The organism is Paenibacillus sp. FSL E2-8871 (assembly GCF_038000345.1).
Taxonomy (GTDB): Bacteria; Bacillota; Bacilli; order Paenibacillales; family Paenibacillaceae; genus Paenibacillus_AQ.
This window is the reverse complement of record NZ_JBBOBV010000001.1, coordinates 5,225,789-5,244,469: the sequence shown is the minus strand read 5'-3', so window position 1 is coordinate 5,244,469 and position 18,681 is coordinate 5,225,789. Positions and strand designations below refer to the sequence as shown.

20 protein-coding genes and 2 riboswitches are annotated in these 18,681 nt (G+C 45.5%); of the genes, 5 read left to right on the top strand and 15 right to left on the bottom strand.

Annotated features, from left to right (window positions below):
* Window positions 1-68 precede the first annotated feature (68 nt).
* Window positions 69-395, top strand: coding sequence for a bacillithiol system redox-active protein YtxJ (ytxJ, locus tag NYE25_RS23715; RefSeq protein WP_341127078.1), 327 nt, complete (start codon window positions 69-71; stop codon window positions 393-395).
* A complete protein-coding gene (locus tag NYE25_RS23710) occupies window positions 392-631 on the top strand; it encodes a glutaredoxin family protein (RefSeq protein WP_042184561.1) in 240 nt (79 codons plus the stop codon). The genes ytxJ and NYE25_RS23710 overlap by 4 nt, the downstream gene beginning before the upstream one ends.
* 202 nt (window positions 632-833) lie before the next feature.
* Here NYE25_RS23710 and NYE25_RS23705 read toward each other — a convergent pair whose 3' ends face one another.
* From NYE25_RS23705 to NYE25_RS23685, 6 genes are all read right to left on the bottom strand, one after another.
* Window positions 834-3,158 carry a histidine kinase gene (locus NYE25_RS23705; RefSeq protein ID WP_341146971.1) on the bottom strand — a complete coding sequence of 775 codons (2,325 nt, stop codon included), beginning with the start codon at window positions 3,156-3,158 and terminating at the stop codon, window positions 834-836.
* Between the two features lie 202 nt (window positions 3,159-3,360).
* Window positions 3,361-3,969, bottom strand: a complete 609-nt coding sequence (gene kdpC / locus NYE25_RS23700) for a potassium-transporting ATPase subunit KdpC (protein WP_341147778.1) — start codon at window positions 3,967-3,969, stop codon at window positions 3,361-3,363.
* Between the two features lie 55 nt (window positions 3,970-4,024).
* Window positions 4,025-6,058, bottom strand: coding sequence for a potassium-transporting ATPase subunit KdpB (gene kdpB / locus NYE25_RS23695; RefSeq protein WP_341146970.1), 2,034 nt, complete (start codon window positions 6,056-6,058; stop codon window positions 4,025-4,027).
* 16 nt (window positions 6,059-6,074) lie between these two features.
* Window positions 6,075-7,751: a potassium-transporting ATPase subunit KdpA gene (kdpA, locus tag NYE25_RS23690; RefSeq protein WP_341146969.1), complete on the bottom strand. Its 1,677-nt coding sequence runs from the start codon at window positions 7,749-7,751 to the stop codon at window positions 6,075-6,077.
* A gap of 12 nt (window positions 7,752-7,763) precedes the next feature.
* The gene (gene kdpF / locus NYE25_RS31335; RefSeq protein ID WP_076285959.1) at window positions 7,764-7,841 is read right to left on the bottom strand and encodes a K(+)-transporting ATPase subunit F; all 78 of its coding nucleotides are present in this window, start codon (window positions 7,839-7,841) and stop codon (window positions 7,764-7,766) included.
* Between the two features lie 126 nt (window positions 7,842-7,967).
* Window positions 7,968-8,384, bottom strand: a complete 417-nt coding sequence (locus NYE25_RS23685) for a hypothetical protein (RefSeq protein ID WP_076285918.1) — start codon at window positions 8,382-8,384, stop codon at window positions 7,968-7,970.
* A 190-nt stretch (window positions 8,385-8,574) separates the two neighbouring features.
* Window positions 8,575-8,764, bottom strand: a riboswitch (cyclic di-AMP (ydaO/yuaA leader).
* A 420-nt stretch (window positions 8,765-9,184) separates the two neighbouring features.
* Window positions 9,185-9,350, top strand: a riboswitch (cyclic di-AMP (ydaO/yuaA leader).
* A gap of 133 nt (window positions 9,351-9,483) precedes the next feature.
* On the opposite strand from NYE25_RS23685, the gene NYE25_RS23680 reads away from it, so the two are divergent.
* Genes NYE25_RS23680 through NYE25_RS23670 form a run of 3 tightly spaced genes read left to right on the top strand, consistent with a single transcriptional unit; the run spans window position 9,484 to window position 10,993 of the window.
* Complete coding sequence (locus tag NYE25_RS23680) at window positions 9,484-9,975, top strand: hypothetical protein (protein ID WP_341146968.1); 492 nt, start codon at window positions 9,484-9,486, stop codon at window positions 9,973-9,975.
* 16 nt (window positions 9,976-9,991) lie between these two features.
* A complete protein-coding gene (locus tag NYE25_RS23675; RefSeq protein WP_341146967.1) occupies window positions 9,992-10,501 on the top strand; it encodes a hypothetical protein in 510 nt (169 codons plus the stop codon).
* 39 nt (window positions 10,502-10,540) lie between these two features.
* A complete protein-coding gene (locus tag NYE25_RS23670; protein WP_341146966.1) occupies window positions 10,541-10,993 on the top strand; it encodes a hypothetical protein in 453 nt (150 codons plus the stop codon).
* Window positions 10,994-11,144: 151 nt separating this feature from the next.
* Here the strand turns inward: NYE25_RS23670 and NYE25_RS23665 are convergent, their stop codons facing one another.
* The 9 genes from NYE25_RS23665 to NYE25_RS23625 form a co-directional block, all read right to left on the bottom strand.
* On the bottom strand, window positions 11,145-11,336 hold the full coding sequence (locus tag NYE25_RS23665; protein ID WP_042123819.1) for a hypothetical protein: 192 nt from the start codon (window positions 11,334-11,336) through the stop codon (window positions 11,145-11,147).
* A 34-nt stretch (window positions 11,337-11,370) separates the two neighbouring features.
* Window positions 11,371-12,660: an ABC transporter permease gene (locus NYE25_RS23660; RefSeq protein ID WP_341146965.1), complete on the bottom strand. Its 1,290-nt coding sequence runs from the start codon at window positions 12,658-12,660 to the stop codon at window positions 11,371-11,373.
* Window positions 12,653-13,555, bottom strand: coding sequence for an ABC transporter ATP-binding protein (locus tag NYE25_RS23655; protein WP_341146964.1), 903 nt, complete (start codon window positions 13,553-13,555; stop codon window positions 12,653-12,655). Before NYE25_RS23655 ends, NYE25_RS23660 begins: the two co-directional genes overlap by 8 nt.
* Window positions 13,556-13,559: 4 nt before the next feature.
* The gene (locus tag NYE25_RS23650) at window positions 13,560-14,417 is read right to left on the bottom strand and encodes an ATP-binding cassette domain-containing protein (RefSeq protein ID WP_445667182.1); all 858 of its coding nucleotides are present in this window, start codon (window positions 14,415-14,417) and stop codon (window positions 13,560-13,562) included.
* A 91-nt stretch (window positions 14,418-14,508) separates the two neighbouring features.
* A complete protein-coding gene (locus NYE25_RS23645) occupies window positions 14,509-14,904 on the bottom strand; it encodes a GntR family transcriptional regulator (RefSeq protein WP_341050498.1) in 396 nt (131 codons plus the stop codon).
* 60 nt (window positions 14,905-14,964) lie between these two features.
* Complete coding sequence (locus NYE25_RS23640) at window positions 14,965-15,693, bottom strand: hypothetical protein (RefSeq protein WP_076285927.1); 729 nt, start codon at window positions 15,691-15,693, stop codon at window positions 14,965-14,967.
* A 1,167-nt stretch (window positions 15,694-16,860) separates the two neighbouring features.
* The gene (locus tag NYE25_RS23635) at window positions 16,861-17,325 is read right to left on the bottom strand and encodes a DUF420 domain-containing protein (RefSeq protein WP_042123812.1); all 465 of its coding nucleotides are present in this window, start codon (window positions 17,323-17,325) and stop codon (window positions 16,861-16,863) included.
* Between the two features lie 26 nt (window positions 17,326-17,351).
* The gene (ctaG, locus tag NYE25_RS23630) at window positions 17,352-18,272 is read right to left on the bottom strand and encodes a cytochrome c oxidase assembly factor CtaG (RefSeq protein ID WP_076285928.1); all 921 of its coding nucleotides are present in this window, start codon (window positions 18,270-18,272) and stop codon (window positions 17,352-17,354) included.
* Between the two features lie 82 nt (window positions 18,273-18,354).
* Complete coding sequence (locus NYE25_RS23625; RefSeq protein WP_042184535.1) at window positions 18,355-18,681, bottom strand: cytochrome C oxidase subunit IV family protein; 327 nt, start codon at window positions 18,679-18,681, stop codon at window positions 18,355-18,357.

The window sequence follows — 18,681 nt, the reverse complement described above, 5'->3', positions numbered from 1 at the left end:
CAATCATGATTACAGGTTGTTAACAACACAATTGTTAGCAAAATAACGATCCCAGGAGGGTGATATCTATGTCTATTCAACAACTCCATACGCTGGAGGATCTTGAGCAATATGTAGCTAAGCCTGGCAAGAAGCTGCTGTTCAAACACAGCACGACCTGCCCGATTAGTGCTAAAGCTAATGAAGAGTTTCAGGCTTATCTGAAGGATGCGGATACTGCCGCTGCAGTGGTCTTAGTCATCGAGGATCGTTCCGTTTCCAATCAAATTGCTGAGGATTTTGGCATCAAACATGAATCTCCACAACTCTTCCTGCTTGAGGACAATGAGGTTCGCTGGAACACTTCCCACTGGAAAATTACAAGAGATGCTATCAAAGAGGCTGTGAACCAATGAGTGAGCCAGTGATTGTCTATTCAACCGCAGGGTGCAGTGACTGTAATTTGGTTAAAAATTATCTTACGGAGCAGGGTGTCCCTTTTGAAGTAAGAGATGTTATGACCAGCACAGTCTATCAAGAGGAAGTTGAGAAGCTTGGATTCATGGGTGTTCCTGTCACTGTAGCAGGGGATCAAGCGATCAAGGGATTTAATCTTCCTGCGCTCAAAGCACTCATCGAAGCTGCCCAATAATTAAGCCATTAAACTATTCAGTACATGATGTAATTCATAGCTGCAAAAAAAGGGTATCCTCATAGCCAATCGGCTTGAAGGTACCCTTTTTCAAAATATAAGAATCTATAATTTTCACGCTATACATTATTCTTATATTTCTCGCATAAACGCTTACCGTCCTTTAGGGACGCCGAAGGCGTTTTTACTTGTTAGTCATAGTCTATGCTTCCTCACGTATGAGATCTGCCACGACCAGCACATCCACGTTTCTGGCAGAACGCAGAATCTGCTTGGTAACATCGCCGCGGATACTTTTTCGCAGCCATGAGCGTTGTGATTGACCGATAATAATCTGAGTGCTCTGCAAAGCTTGAGATCTTTCAAGCAGCAAGGACGCCACTCGGGCGGGGAGCCCGCTCTCAATCATCTTAAACGTTCCACCCAGTCGTTCCGTCAATTCCTTTAAATCATTTATACGTTTATCATATACGGGTCCATTTTGTTTAAATTCCTGCACATACGTAACATACCAGCAAGCTTTTAGACGATATGCAATCCGAAAACCACGCCGAATTAAACGCTCCGCATGATCCCCCAAGGTGATACACACATATATAACTTCCTGACGCCGCCAAGGTCCCCGTAACGAACCAACACGTTCCCAAGATTCTAGCCTTTCATCAACATCATCAGCAATTTCCCGCAACGCCAGCTCCCGAAGGGCGATCAAATTCCCGATTTTGAAAAAAGCCCCCAGCGCCTGATCCACCTTGGCCATGGCATATATTTTTCCATCCTTCATTCGCTCTTGAAGTGTTTTGGGGGATACATCGATAAGTTCTACCTCATTTGCCCGCTGTAGAATGCTGTCCGGAAAAGTCTCCCTTACTCTAACTCCTGTAATTTGCTCTACGGCGTCATTCAGACTTTCTAAATGCTGCACATTCACGGTAGAAATCACAGATATTCCCGCATCCAGCAGCTCCATAACATCCATATACCGCTTCTTATGTTTGCTGCCTGGCATATTGGTATGAGCGAGTTCATCCACTAGCACGACTTCTGGATTACGCTTAATAATTGCTGCCGTATCCATCTCCTCAAGGATAGTCCCGCGGTACTCCATACGTAGACGTGGAAGGGTCTCCAAATCGCCGATTTGTTCAAGGGTTTCTTTGCGGCCATGTGTCTCCAGGAGCCCTATCACGACATCGATCCCTCTCTTCAAGAGATCGTTCCCTTCACGCAGCATCTTGTAAGTCTTGCCCACACCGGGAGCAGCCCCAATGTATACCTTAAAGGTTCCTCCGCGAATCGCGTCGATTTTATCCTTTACTTCCTGACTGCTTAACCTGTGATAGGCATCCGCTTTCCGTTCATTACGACTCTGCCGGGTTGGAAGTACACGTTCTCCTTCGCGGTCTGCGCGATCCGCCACGAAGAACACATCCACACCTCGGATTTGCTTCAGTAACGAATTGGCGATCGAGCCTTTCCATAATTCCTGCCAAGCGGTCTGCTTGGAGTGTCCCATAACGATTCGGGTAATATTATGCCGGGTTGCGTATTCTACCAACAGTCGAGGGATCTCCCGCTTCGTGCGAAAGGTAATCTCCTCCATAGAGGCACCAATCTTCTCGGTCAGCTTCCAGAGGGAACGCTTAAAGGTAGCTGCTTCCTTAGAGAGGGTGAGACCCTGCTTCCAGAATGAAACTACTGAGAGATCACCATTTAAACGTTTAGCGATCTGCTGTCCACGTCGGATATGAATCGAGCCATTCCAATAATACTGTGCGGACACCAGCACCTTCTCTGCAATCCCCGAAGCTCCCTGTAGCCCTTGTTCTTCCCGGTGTTTCTCCAGCGAGTCATTAACATCCTCAGCGACCATTCGAAGTGCCAGCTCCCGCAGCTTGCTTAAATTACCCTTATTAAAAAGCGATCTCTGCTGGCGCTTCCCTAAATGGCCATCGGACAAGCGCTGAAGTATTTTTTCAGGGGTCACATCAATTAGAACGATATCATCGGCAAGGGTAAGCACCTCAGCAGGAAGAGAATGCTCTACCTCAATCCCGGTCCATTTCCGTGCCAGATCCGCAGCACCTTCTAGTTCGTATACATTTACAGTTGTGATGACACTAATCCCACTGCTCAATAAGTATTTGATATCGTCCAGTCTTCCAGATCTCTCCGCACCCTCGCGATTCTGGTGGGCCAAGCCATCGGTTAACACAACTTCTGGATTACGTGCCACAATAGCTTCTACATCAAGATCCTTCTTCTCTATATCTTTCTGAAACCAATGAATACTTGGTATCCGTTCCAGATCGCCCAGCTGATCCTTAGTTTCTGGACTTTGATTCGTCGAAACCGCACAGATCACAACATCAATTCCCTGCGCTTTTAGTGCCTGGCCCTCACGCAGCATCTGATACGTTTTGCCCGACCCACTGACCGGACCGATATAGATCTTCAGACGTCCCCGATGCAGCTCATAGATAGAGAGCAGCAGCTCCTCCGGCGTCTTCCTCCGGTATGTTCCCATCAAGACCACTCCTTAATAACCCCGATCATGCATGTACCCTTCTGTTCCAAGAAGAAACGACGTTGTCGTCCTTCAAAGATGACAGCCGTTTCTCGTAGAAATATAAGGATGATGTATAATGTGAAACTTATACTTTCTTATATTTTAGAAAGCAAGATATCCCTGCCCGATTCTAGTAATCTGGCAGGGACATTTACTATATTTATTTGTTCGATAGTTTCAGTAGATCCATGTTCAGCTTCAACACATTGACCCGTTCTTCACCAAACAACCCTAAGTCACGACCCTTGGTATGCTTATTTACGAGCTCTTCCAGCTGCGATGCAGGAATACCGGTTAAATTGCTAATCCGAGGAATCTGCACCATAGCTGAAGCTGGTGTGATATGCGGATCAAGCCCCGAACCCGAGTTGGTGACCAAATCAACTGGCAATTTGTTCACAGACACATCCGGGTTATCGAGCTGCCACTGCGTAATGAAATCCTTTGTCCGCTGCAGCATATCCGGATTGGATGGAGCGTAGTTATTGGACCCTGAGGCTTCTGCTTTATACTCAATACTAGACACACGACCATGAAATAGTCCTGGGTTCGTAAAGTTCTGCCCGATGAGTTCCGAGCCTACAACTACTCCAGCATCATTCTTAAGCAAGCTGCCGTTCGCTTGCGACGGCATTAGAACCTGGGCAAGCGCTGTAGTTGTCAGAGGATAGATCATTCCGCAGAGAACAATAAATACTAAACTTAGTCGCACAATAATGAAGAAATAAGCACCTTTCGATGATGATAACTGCTCTTCAGTGTCCTCCATGGAGTTTCCGTTATTCACGATGCTCTCACCCTTTCAATGATTAGTCAATACGTCGTTAAATCCATACACTTACGATCATATCAATGAGCTTGATGCCAGCAAATGGAACAACCACTCCGCCTAGCCCATAGATAAATATATTGCGTCCAAGCAGCTTCGTAGAGCTCATAGCTTTATACGACACACCCTTCATAGCCAGTGGGATGAGCAGCGGAATAATAATCGCATTAAATATTAAGGCGGATATTATAGCCGAGCTTGGCGAGCCTAGTCCCATTACATTCAGGGCTTCCATTTCAGGAATGGCGAGCATGAACATCGCCGGAATAATAGCGAAATACTTCGCGATATCATTCGCGATACTAAAGGTTGTTAACGCACCCCGCGTCATCAGCAGCTGTTTCCCAATCGCTACGACTTCTATAATCTTCGAAGGGTCAGAGTCCAAATCGACCATATTTGCTGCTTCCTTAGCAGCTGTAGTGCCGCTATTCATGGCTAAGCCCACATCAGCTTGTGCAAGGGCAGGGGCATCATTTGTACCATCCCCGGTCATCGCAACCAGCTTGCCCTCGTTCTGTTCGCGGCGAATAACTGCTATTTTATCCTCAGGTGTACTTTCCGCGATGAAATCATCTACCCCCGCTTCACGGGCAATCGTAGCTGCGGTCAGCGGATTGTCACCCGTACACATGATGGTCTTGATCCCCATTTTCCGCAGCTCATCAAATCGCTCTTTCATGCCTGGCTTAACTGTATCCTTCAAGTAAATAAGTCCATAGATCCGATTGTCTACCGCAACCGCTAACGGGGTTCCCCCCATCCGAGCGATAGCATCAGAATTACTGTCGAGGTTATCGGGAATGACTCCGCCTTTCGACTGTACCCATTTCTTCACGGAGTCTACCGCACCTTTACGTACGCAGCGTCCATCTTGCAGGTCAATACCACTCATCCGAGTTTCGGCCTTAAACTCTACGAATTCGCCACCTTCAGCAAGCTTGCTGTCATAGCTGCATTCCAGCTTTTTGGCCAGCTCAATTACAGAACGTCCCTCAGGCGTCTCATCCTTTAGGGAACTGATGGCCGCCCATGCCGTAAGCTCCGCTTCGGATTCATTTCCCACTGGTACAAATTCACTCGCCATCCGGTTCCCAAAGGTAATCGTACCGGTCTTATCTAGGATCATCGTATTAATATCGCCAGCAGCCTCAACGGCCTTACCCGACATCGCGAGTACATTAAACTGGGTCACCCGGTCCATACCCGCTATTCCGATTGCGGATAGTAGTCCCCCGATTGTTGTCGGAATCAGACAGACCAACAAGGCGATCATGACGGGAATATCAAGATCAACACCTAGATAAGTTGCAATCGGCCGCAAGGTCACTACTACAATCAAGAAAATCAGCGTCAGACTGATCAAAAGCGTATTTAGCGCGATTTCATTAGGTGTCTTCTGACGTTTCGCCCCTTCAACGAGGGAAATCATCCGATCTAGAAACGACTCACCAGGATCACTAGTAATTCTGACTTTGATCTCATCACTGACGACCCGAGTGCCGCCTGTAACGGAACCAAAGTCCCCACCAGCTTCCTTGATTACAGGTGCAGATTCACCTGTAATCGCTGATTCATCTACGGAAGCCAGCCCTTCAATCACTTCACCGTCACCAGGGATGAGTTCACCCTGACTGACGATGACGATATCCCCTTTACGCAGTTCGGAGGAGGATACTGTTTTCACCGACCCTCCAACCAGTTTGTTGGCAGTGATATCTTGTTTCGTTTTTTTAAGCGAATCAGCTTGGGCTTTACCGCGGCCTTCCGCCAGTGCTTCAGCGAAGTTCGCAAACAGCACTGTAAATAGCAGAATGAACAACACTGTGATATTGAATCCTATCGATTGCTCAGCATTAAAATATCCAGGAGCCAACACCATGAGGAGTACAATGATCGTACCGACCTCTACCACGAACATGACTGGATTTTTGATTAGCGTTACTGGGTTAAGCTTTATAAAGCTATCCTTTACAGCGCTTAGGAGTATGGGTCCCGTCAGCAACTTTTTTCTTTTTACAGTACTCATCTTATTCTCCCTCTTCCTACCGTAAGGTTAGATATTCTGCAATGGGGCCGAGTACAATGACCGGCAGGAACGTCAACGCACCGATAATCACTACTGTACCAATCAGAATTCCCGTAAACAGTCCATTGTCTGTGCGGAACGTGCCAATCGTCTCAGGAACCGGCTTCTTCTGAAGCAGAGAACCTGCTACCGCCAACATTGCGATAATAGAAACATAACGACCTAGCAGCATGACAATCCCGGTTGTAACATTCCAGAAGGTTGTGTTGTCCGCAAGTCCTTCAAATCCTGAGCCATTGTTCGCGGCAGAAGAGACATATTCATATAACACTTGGCTGAGTCCATGGAATCCAGTGTTCGTAATCGCCCCTTGCCCCAAATCGGTCAGGAACGCAGCTGCAGTTGGTACAAGGATAATGAACGGATGCACAAGGATCGCAATGGCAATCAGCTTCATCTCCTTGGCCTCTATCTTCCGTCCGAGGAACTCCGGTGTCCTGCCGACCATCAGACCGCACAGGAAGACACCCAGAATCGCATACATCAGCATATTGATCAGTCCGACACCTTTACCACCGAAGACATTGTTGAGCATCATCAGTGCAAGAGGCGTAATGCCTCCCAGCGGCGTCAGCGTATCATGCATATTGTTAACACTACCTGTCGTAGCTGCGGTTGTTACTGAAGTAAACAAGGAAGACTGCGGTATGCCGAAGCGCACCTCTTTACCTTCCATGCTACCTTGTGAAGATTCGATTCCTAGTGCATTGATCGCCGGATTACCTTTTGATTCAGCATAGAAGTTTAGGCTTAATAGCAGAACAAACAAGGTCATCATTGCGGTAAAAATTACCCAGCCCTGACGTTTGTTCTTGGCAAACAATCCGTACATATAAGGGAGCGAAGCTGGCAGCATCCACATAGAGAGAATCTCCAGAACGTTCGTAAGTGGATTAGGGTTCTCAAAAGGATGGGATGAATTGGCCCCGAAGAAGCCGCCACCATTCGTGCCCAGATGTTTGATCGATTCCAAAGAAGCTACTGGACCGATAGCAATTTGTTGTGTTTGGCCCTCTAGTGTAGTGACTTCAAGTGATGGCTTGAGCGTTTGTGGCACATGCAGTCCTACCAACACCAATGAAACTAACAAAGCTAGCGGAATGAACACACGAATATGTGCTTTGACGAAATCCTCGAAGAAGTTCCCGACTGATTTCCGTCCCGTGATTCCTCTGACAAAGGCAACCGCAACAGAAAATCCGCTCGCTGCAGATGTGAACATCATCATCGTGATGACAGCCATTTGTGAAAAATACGAAAGCCCCGTCTCCCCGCTATAATGCTGCAGGTTCGTATTGGTCATAAAGCTGATCACTGTATTGAATGAAAGCGTCTGTTCCAAATCCGTAATTCCATTCGGGTTTAACGGCAATCCCCGCTGCAATCTAAGAACAATGTAACTGAAAGTAACCAATACGATATTTGTTAACACAAAGCTGAGCGCATACTTCTTCCAAGACATTCCGTCCCGTTTTTTCAGGCCAATCAGCTTATAAATTCCTTTTTCCATGCCTCCAAACCATCGATCCGTACGGTTCGGTTCATTAGAAAATACATAATATAAATACGTGCCCATCGGCTTAACCAGCAAGATAAGAATTACGATTACAGCAACTATTTGCAAAATGCCCATGAATGCCCCTCCTTAAAATTTCTCCGGATGAATCAATGCGTAAACCAGATATACAAACAACAGTAGGGTAACAGCGATTACTAGAATCACAACTTATCCCTCCCTGTATCCTCAACTACACCTGCGCACCAGCGCATAAATCCATAAAACAACCCGTAAATTACAGCTAACGAAGCCACCATATACAGATCCATCATATCTCCCGCACTCCTTCTTTTATCCTTGATGAGGTGATTTATCGATTAGAAAATCAGCATCACCACTGTGAGAATAGATTACATAACTTGCACCAAGCCTTTTATAGACCAATCTAGGATTTATTGAGCTTGTGATTACAAAAATCGGCTGTGTCGTCCAGGTGCGGCACATCTGAATGTAGCGGCAGCATAACGTAAAGCTGCTCTCGAACAGATATACCCGTCCTACCGGGAACGGCGGGCGAAACCAAGTATTCTGATGGCGGGTATCAACTAGAACGACTTGTTCAATCCCCATCTCTTCGAGTAGGGCCTTCTCAGGCAAGTTGTTGGTCAATCCGGCCATCTTAATGCCTCTGAATTTTAGAAGCTTAATAAAATGTTCGCCTGCCTTCGTTGGCGCACATACCAGTACATATTCATTCTGATCTGTCATCTCTTATTCTCCTCAAATGCTTTGCTTGTAAGATCAGAGCTTGATCACCCTGATCTTGAAAGAAAAGCTACCGCTAATGATGAATATAACGACCTCTTCGTGAGGTTTTCCATAAATGCTTTGCTTAAAAAAGCACAGCAAAAAGCCACAAAGGATTCTCCTCTGTGGCTCGCTAGCGGTCACATTGCACTCATCCTCTCTCCATACGCTTACGAGGTTAGCTGTCGGATTCGGGCGGTGAGAGTCGCCCTACCTGTATAGATGCGAGCTCACTCGCATCTTCTACAGGATTCACCCCATAACCGGCTTCCGACTCTCACATCGTCTGCCGATTGTTGGTTCCCCCGCTTTCCTTATCGGAAATTAAGCGGATCAAATATTCGATTGTTGTTGAAACAGGAGTAATCATACCCTTATGCAGGAAGAATTGTAAAACCTGATTGATGCCAAAATAATGCAAATTAAAAACTATTTTCGCGTTGGATAGCGCTTACTTGATATCCAATCTCTCTATATCTCTTGTTTACTCGAGTTTTAATCCATTAGCGAAAAGCGGGCATACCATGTGATTTTATTCACCACAAATGTAGATATCTCAAAAAATCGCCTTTATAGGTAAGAAAACAAGAAGTCGAGATTAAGCGAGGAAGAAGCCCGATAACTCGCAATAAATACCTATTTGGTTCCCTTTTCCGTCGTAGTAGGCAGGATTTGGTTTAAATCGCGCTCAAAAGAACACTTTCTGTTTTTACAGAAACACCTTGAAAAGAGTATGATTCGGGTTGAATCTATTTCACAAAATACATTCAACGCTGAGTTCCTGTATTTGCAGGGAACGGGGGAACCATCAGGCCACATGGCCTACTTGGGGTGAATCCGAAGGAGACTGTTCAAGTCTCACATAGGTAGGGCGACTCTCACCGTCCGAATCCGACAGCTAACCTCGTAAGCGTAAAGAGAGAGACCCTTGATCCGCCACGCTTTGGCACAGGTGTGTGTATACCTGTATTCCAAAACCGCAGCAGAGGTCCTCCTCTTGCTGCGGTTTTTGCGTTACCTGATTCTATAAGGTGATAGCATGCTGGACGGGGTGAAAGGAATGAAACACTATTATTGGGGAACTCAGCAAGGGCTACTTGAGCCGATAAGTCTAAATTATGTTTGCTTTGGAGCGTTGTGGTTCGAAGAGGATCATCACAGAACTATTGTCGGCTATGCTTTTGGTCAGAAGCAGATTGAATCACTTCGCCATTTCAGCAGCCCATCTACCTGTGAATACTGTATGGACCGAACAATTATATACGAAATATATAAAAGTATCCGAGAAAAGCAACAGCTGCAGGATTGGTCAGCACACCAACGTTTTCCGTGGCTCACCGCTTTTAAGGAACCGTGGAAAGATGTTGCAGCCGGTTGGTACGTAATGAGATCCCGCAACACCTTTCCCTTACATTTATCCGTTATACGCAAACAGAAATTCCGACTATGGCTAGAGCATGCCGCAGTCTGTGAGAATGAAGCTGAAATGCTCGCCTGTATAGAGAAGGTTAATGACATTCACCATGTAGATCTTAAGCTTTTGGAAACCTAAGGAGGAGAAAACTGTCATGGACCAGCGAAGACTATCTCGCATAGAAGTATTCGTCTTTGATTCACCTGAGCCTATTCATTATGGAATGGAGGCTGATCAAGGCAGCCGTTATGGCATCCTGAAACTTACCTGTAAAGGAGGTAGCAGCTGGGGGGCATGTCTTATCTCTGCCAATACCAAAACTTTCGACCTTATTAAATGGAGTTCTTTTCTCAGAATGATATACCATTGCCGGCTAGAGGAAGCGATAGATAAAGTACGTACCCATGGTTCAGAGTGGGATCAGACTCAGTTTGAGCTAGTGCAAGGTGCTTTACTGGATTTAAGAGCCAAGCTGCAGGGTAAATCCTTGGCAGGGCACATTGAGCAAGGTCGTCTCTATAGAGCTGTCGCTGGTGGGAGAGATTCCAAAGGAGGGCGGCTATATTATAAACCATCCAGTGTTGCGCTTCAAAAACATAGTTATCCAGAACCTGATACCGCCGAGCTTATCAACAAATCCATTTCTTACTTTTCTATATTATAGGTTTATCCCATAAACAATTCTGAAAGGATCGTGTTTATCATGCCTGACCCCTTACCTGCCGAATCCCCCCGTAGAACTATATTTGCAGAGTGTGTTCAAAAGTGTACGAATGATATCTATATGCTCAGTTACATGTTGTTACAACAATCAGCAGAAGCTGAGAAGGTTACTATCCGTACTTTTAAAGAGCTTCATAAAATATTCCGTCAAAAAAGCTTCGACAGCCAGCTATTCTCTATCGAAGCTTACCGCTCTTGTATCCGACAATGCGCCGATTATTACGCACGCCGGTCTCTTCTGTCTGCCAAGACATTGCCTTGGGAGGAACAGCTTATAAAAACGATGTGGTATGGCCTAAAGCTATCTTTACCTCAAATAAGCATCATTCTGCAAAAGAGTGTTCCTGTACTAAAAGCACAGCTTAGGCGTGTGCGGGAGCAACTGACTGCTCAAGAGGATTTGCTGCCTAGTGGTAATCTATCCGTTGTCTAATCCCTCAAAAGGAAAGACATTTGAGTGTACGGAGCATATATTGGACTCAGGAGTCCTGGAGTCCGCAACTATCTTCCAAATAACTTTTACGATACGTACACAAAAAATAAAAAAGCCACGGCATCTGCCGCGGCTTCCTTATTTCCTACTATTACGCTTTACTCTTACGCGCCTTACCGTACATCCACAATCCCGCAATCATCCCCACCATGGCAATCCCAGTCAATACACCCTGAGTGAAATCCATTAAAGCGGACCCATTGGTCGAGAGCATTCTACTAACCGTAGCCAGAGATACCGAACTCATTAAAAGCATCATATTGTATTGTTCACTTTTAGTCATGATTACCACTCCTTAAAAGTTTATATGAAGCCACTTAGATCTTGTAAGCCTTCATCGCTTTTCTGATCTCTTTAATACTTGGACGTTTGCCGTACATCAATACGCCTGTGCGATAGATCTTGGCAGCCAACCAGCCAAAGATGAACGTGGTAACAAGCAGGATGGCTAATGATACAATAACTTGCCAGATCGCTACTTCACCAACACCAATTCGGAGCAGCATGGTCAATGGAGAGGTGAAAGGCACATAACTCGCTACCTTAACCAGCAGAGTATCCGCATTAGAGATACTGAACAGTGGAACATAGAAGGCTACGAAGCCTAACATCATAATCGGCATAACCGCTTGGCCAAGATCCTCTGTACGGCTGACAATCGAACCTACAGCTGCATACATCAAGGCATAGAGGAAATAACCTAGTACATAAAGAACAATTCCATAAAGCAACAAGTTAATATTAAGCTGGCCTAAATCCAGGTCTAAATCTTTCAAAATCGTTGCATTATGCGGAAGCTTAAGATTGACAACTACCGCTGCGATAATGACGCCAATTTGTAATAATCCTACTAAGAAGACACCGATAACTTTACCGAACATTTGCGCTAAAGGTGAGGCACTTGTAATCAGAATCTCCATGATCCGTGAGCTCTTCTCTGAAGTAATCTCAGCCGCGATCATATTACCGGTCATCATGATAGACATGAAGAACAGCATAAGCATGGCGTATACAATGACGTAATTAATAGCTGGAGCGGATTCCTGCGACGCATCCTTATCTCCCGCAGTCCCATCAGGGTTGAGCTGCTGAGTAGCGATCTGTACCGGTGTTGACATAGCAGCAATCTGCTCCTGCGTCAGCTTGTCGCCAACGACGAACTGGGTGTTGGCCTGCTGAAGGGCATTTTGGAGATAGATTTGTACATCGCCCTTCAATTCACCATTCTCACTATAATAAGTAACGGGTGGAAGTCCTTCACCAGTCGGTTCTGCAAAAGTAACATACCCTTCTACAGTCCCTTCATCTAAAGCTTTCTTTAGCTCCGCATCATCGGCAGAAGTATACTGCACAACTTTTGCCTGCGGCATTCCCTCAGGTGAAGTATAGGCCTTCAACAACTCTGCCACCTGATTTCCTTCTTCCGCGATCACAGCAATTTGAGTCTCTGCGTTTGTTGTAGAATCACCCTTAAACTGATCGATGATGTACGGAAGATTCATCCCAATACTGAGCAGCAACACTAGAATTAACGTAGTAATCATGAATGATTTCGTTCTTACTTTATTTTTAAAGGTAAAGCCAATAATTGTCCCCATCTTATTCATGAGATTCACCCACCGCTCTGATAAAGATTTGATTTAACGTTGGTTCCTTAATTTCAAAATGCTCCACTTCACCCTGCGCCATCGCCTGCTGTAGGATACGTTGTGCTGCGCCGATCTCACTGATTGACAACAGATAACCTCGCTCCTGTCGCTGTAATGCTGTTACACCTGCAATTGATTCTAGACCGGTCACTTCGTTATCCGTACGCAACAATACTTGTTCACGAGGATACCCACTCTTAATCGTACGAATATCGCCCTGTACGACAGTATTGGAACGATCCAAAATCGTAATATTACGGCAAAGCTCTTCAACATGCTCCATCCGGTGCGTTGAGAATAAGATACTCGTTCCTTGATCACGCAATTCTTTTACCGTATCTTTCAGTAGTTCCACGTTAACAGGGTCCAAACCACTGAAGGCTTCATCAAGGATGAGAATTTGCGGCTTATGAACGACTGCGGCGATAAAGCCCATTTTCTGCTGATTCCCTTTGGAGAGCTCTTCAATCTTCTTATTGTAATAATCCGGAACCTCAAACCGATCGAGCCAGTAGCGAAGGCTCTTATCTGCATCACTAGCCGACATCCCGCGCAGACGTGCCAAGTAGACGATTTGATCGCTTACCTTTACCTTTGGATATAATCCTCTTTCTTCGGGCAGATAGCCCATGGTTTGCTGAAGTTCGCTGTTATACGGCTTTCCATTATACAAAATATTCCCGCCATCAGGGTAAATTAAGCCAAGCACCATGCGCATTGTGGTTGTTTTTCCTGCACCATTTGCCCCCAGTAATCCGTAAATTTCCCCCTTGCCTACCGTTAGGTTAATTCCGTTTACAGCGGTTTTTTCTCCATATTGCTTCATTACACTTTCCAGCTTTAAGGCTTCCATTTCTCTAGTCCCCTCTCTTGTGATCAATCAGGATAGGACGGTGTCCCTGTGTCCATAAACCCAATATTTCGTCCAATTCTAAACTGCGACTCTTGATAACCTTTACGCCCAAGTCCTGAATGCGTTTCTCGTTCTTAGAAAATTGTTCTATGATAAAAGAAGCTACACCCGGTGTATCCATGGTAAAGTTTATACCTCCCGGTAATTCCGCTGATAACTCAGCAAGCTCCTCTTCACCTGCAACCTGTACCCATACCTCGGTCCAAGTACCGAATAAACTGTCTTTCTCGGCCATACCCAGCAGTTCACCTCTATGCATAAGCACGATATAATCTGCCAACCGCCGTACCTCTTCCACAATGTGTGTGGAGATGATGATCGTAGCGTTGTTCTCATCCATATATTTAAGAAGCGTCTCGATCATAATCTTCCAGGCAAAGGGATCAAGACCTGATGAAGGTTCATCCAGTAGCAGCAGACTTGGGCGTGACGCAAGTGCTGCGGCAATTTCGAATTTCCGACGCTCACCCTTAGACATCTTAGAAAGCCTCATATGATATGGAACCTCAAAGCGATCCATTAGATCCTGAAAATACGGCTCATCCCAGTTCGGATACCAATGCTGTCGAAATTGAGCTGCCTCTTCTGCATTCCAGTGGTTCTCCTCAGTAATCGATGTCTCAGGAACATAGGCAATGGTCTGCCGCAGCTCCAGAGGCAACCCGCTATTATACCTGTTCTCAAACCAATATATCTCGCCTTCCTCTGGATTGGTCAGCTGCATCAGTAGATTCAGTAGCGTGCTTTTGCCAGATCCATTCTGACCTACCAAGGCTGTAATATATCCTTTAGGCAGATTCATGGTCAGCGGTCCTATCGTCTTGTTTCGCCGTTGTTTAAGTACATTCCGCAATTCTATAGCCATCTGTACCATATGAGTATGCGCCCCCCTTTCATTCCTGTGCTCTATACTTGCGTTCTACAATCTCCATAAAAATCTGCTCAAGTTCATCCTTGCTGCAATGTATCGATCGGCCGATATCCACAGCACTTTCAAGTGCTTTGCCTACCGTGTCCCGTTTGTATTCTTCCATTGCTCCGTCGCCTACATGGGATACAAAGGTACCTGTTCCTTGTCTCGTTCGCAGCAAACCTTCATTCTCCAGATCCTGATATACGCGCCGCACTGTAATTACACTGCATTTCAGATCTCCTGCGAACTCACGAATCGAGGGCAGTAGCGTACCTTCTGTAATGACTCCGCTAATGATTAAGGATCTAAGCTGAGTCTCTATCTGATGATAGAGGGGCTCTGCACTATTTTCGTTGATTTGTACCGGTATCCACATTATTTACACCTCGCCTTCCACTCTAGCGTGCTAGAGTGCAGTCCTTGCCATTCCGATTTTTTATACGAGATTGCGACTCTTCAGTCGATGTATAGTCCATTTAGAGAATAACTGCACAGATATTGTCCCCAGCAGAAGTGACCCCCACATGATCGGAGATAACAGCCCCCACTCCTTGGAATAGGAGATACTGTATAAAAACAAATTGCCTCCCCCAAGTGTAACTAGGAATGATATTCCCCACGATAACACTACGATAAGCAATGTTAGCCATAGATAAGCTTTGCCGCTAAAAAGATACTCAATAAAAATATATAGACCTGAGACCATGAATCCGAAGCCGAGCCATGTAATGGCAAAAGCTATATACGAGGGAACCGCCAGCTCTGTCCGGAAATTTTCTCCTAACAAGTAAACAATACCGAAGAATAACGTACCATTTAGAATAAAGGAGCCTACCCCCTGAAGTTTTCTCCGCGATAGTATTACTGCAGCTGGAATCGGTAAGGTTCTTAAGTAAACCAACATTTTTGTGTAAGAGTCTTCACTCCAATATTTCATGGAACGGCGAGAGAATGTTAATCCCAATAAGGGTATAAAGGAGAGAAATAAGAAATCTGTTATCATCGTCCGATCCTGCTCACCTAGTACGTCATTTGCTACCAGGCTAGTCATTCCACCAAGATAACACATAAAAATAACTGTTATTACGAGGGTCCCTAATATCTTTAATTTGTCTCCGCGAAAATCAGAGCGCAACATAAACCATGAATCTTTTAATGTTCTCATTAAAACTAACCTCGCTTTACAATGTCTTCAGCGTCTAGCAGAAGCAGGTGTTCATATCCTGTGCTTACTGTATATATCTATATACACAGTATATGTCCTTAATTTACCATTGTCAATCCTGTAAATGGAAAACATCCAAGAGGATTAGGAGGTATGCGCTCCCCCCCCTTTGGAGAAGGCTTTGCACGTATGGGAAACTGATCATTATCGGGATTAACTAATCAGAGGATTAAACATAACTTATGGAGAGGTTGAATGTGAGCGAAGGACGCGGAGTGAGGACAGCCTCATTGTTGCTTCGCCAATGGGTTGTAGGTGTAGGGCCAGATGTTGCGGCTCGGTGGGGTGATTGAAGGGCGGGAGCGACTCCTCGGTGGTTGTGACCACTAATGGATGCGACTCCTCGGTGGTGGTGTGACCGCTCGATCGATGAGAGGGCTCGGCGTGCGCTACCGCTGAGCGGATGTGACCGCTCGGTGGGTGTAACTGCTAGTAGAATAAACAATTAGGGAAAATCTCCCTCTAATTACTTGGATTTAGCCTGAAATCATCGTTTTTAGGGAATTCCTCCCTATAAATTCACCTATTTCTACGGTTTAGAGCTTAAACGGTTAAAATACAGGGAGAAATTCCCTAATTATCGATTTTTGAGCTCAAAACTCATCTATTTCAGGGAGGTTTTCCCTAAAAGTAAGCAAATAGATTGCTTTTGAGTACTTTCCTTCTCGCTTATCCTTCTCAACTCTTCTTCTCAGACTCCTTTCCACTCAGCCTTCTACCAGTTCTATCCCCTTCCAAGCTCCAATCCGCTCGGATCTCCTACCAAGTTCCATACTCCACTCCGCCGGCTCCTCTACCTAGTTTCATCCCCCAACTTTCCTCATCAGTCCACTTTTCGAAATTCCCCACTGTGCCTCTTCACGCCACTATTCAGACCACGAGTGATTTCACAGTACAATTTCACGATTTGAACACTCCCCAACTCCATAAACTAAAATAAGCCCGTCATCTATCATCCCTATTAAGGAACATACAGATGCACAGGCTTATTTCATTCCTATCATTACTATTCACACAAATTCACATACGATTCATACGCATACTCGCACGCCTTTTCACACGACATATTCTCATGCTCTATTCGCGCAGCTAATTCATATTGCTATCTTACGCGCCCAAAATAACTTCCCACACCGGCTTGGTGTGTCCACCTGGATAAAGAACATAAAGCAACACATACACCATAACGCCAGTAATCGCAGTAATGAACCAGATTATAGATGTCACTCTGCCCCACTTACGGTGCTTGGAGTACTTCGCCTTAAATCCAAGAGTTAAAGTAGTAAGTCCGAATACCGCAGCTACCGTTGCCAGCACGATATGGAAGATCAGAAACACTTGATAAATCGTCTGAAGTTCATCCGGTCCGCCCCATGAGGTGTTTCCCACGAACAACGTTCTAGATACATAAACAATAAAAAACAGGAGCGCAGCGATTGCGGCAGCAATCATCGTCTTCTTGTGCGCCTCGCGTTTGCCCTTAATGATGAGCCACCAGCCAATAGCTACGAGCACCGCACTGAGCACGATGAACGATGTGCTAATAGTTGGAAACACCGTAAAAATATCCATGATTCTCCTCCTTGGCAGTCTACCAGTTATGCACGGGTCAAGGTGCTCTCCTCGAGTGCTGAGGAAGGCGTCGATAATTCATCGCCCTCTTGTCCGTTCTCTTTTTTATACCAATGATAGAACACATAAGCAAGCATAGAGGCAAAAATAAATTCCTGAATGAACTTCATCGCGATACCTCCCACCTGCTGATCCACTTTTGGTGACAACAATGAAAAGAACGCAGGACCCCCAAAATTTTGAAGTAAGGCAGAAGGATCACCCGATATACAATAGCCCATGGCAAGTGCCCAAGTCTCCGGATCACTGTAAGTAGCATAGAGCGGTTGATCTGCAAAAATAATCAGTCCGCAGGCTGGTGTCAGCAATACCATGTTTAGAAAAATAAACCCAATCTTGCCCAGTCCACTCGCCATTCGACGCTCCGGTAGCGGATTGATCAATGTCCACCACATTAAGGCAGCTGTTAGGAATAAAACAATATAGTAGATTCGGTGAACGGTAAAATGCAGCATCACATAATCATGGATAACAGGAATATGGTACAAGGAAAATAGTCCATTAAACAGTAGCGCAGCTACCACCGGTCGAGCTAAAAAAGACAACCGGCGAAATGGATTTACTCTCAATATGCTGCGCCAGATAAAATCTGGAATCCCCAGCATAATCAGCGGCACCGCCACTAGGTATGACAAGGCCATACTAACCATGTGGAAGGAAAACATCATATGTCCTAATAGACTAACAGGACCGCCTTGTGCCAGATAAAGCGCAAGCATTCCGCACACAAATAGTGCTCTTCGCCAGATCGGAACCGGAACTGAATCGGCATGACGTCCAGCAATCGGACCAATCCAAACGAAATAACCCGCCGTCAGCAGCAGCATGACCGCCAGAAAAAGCGGGCTCCATAGTTCTGCAAAGCTAAAATATTGTAATCCGAGCATAACCCTAACCCCTCCTAGCGCAGGATCTAGTTAAACACCAAAAAGAGGGGGCATCTCAGCCCGCCTCTTTCTTTATAGACCGTTAATTCCACCAAACCCAATACAGCGACATAATAATACAGGTACCGGCGGTAAAAAAACCACCCAGCATGAAGATAATCGGTATTAGATGTCCTTTATCTTTCAGGTGCATCCAGAAGCCCATCTGTACAATGACCTGAATGACTGCCATCACCAGTAGTAGAATAACCGCAAAGGTGGCATTCACGCCTCCAGCAGCAACAGCGGCGAAAGCAATTAAGGTCAAGACAATGGACAGTATAAAGACAACAATATGCCTCTGTGGCCCTTCATGCCGATGACGATGCTTATACCCGTCATTCTCTGGCACATGCTGATCTGTCGTCAT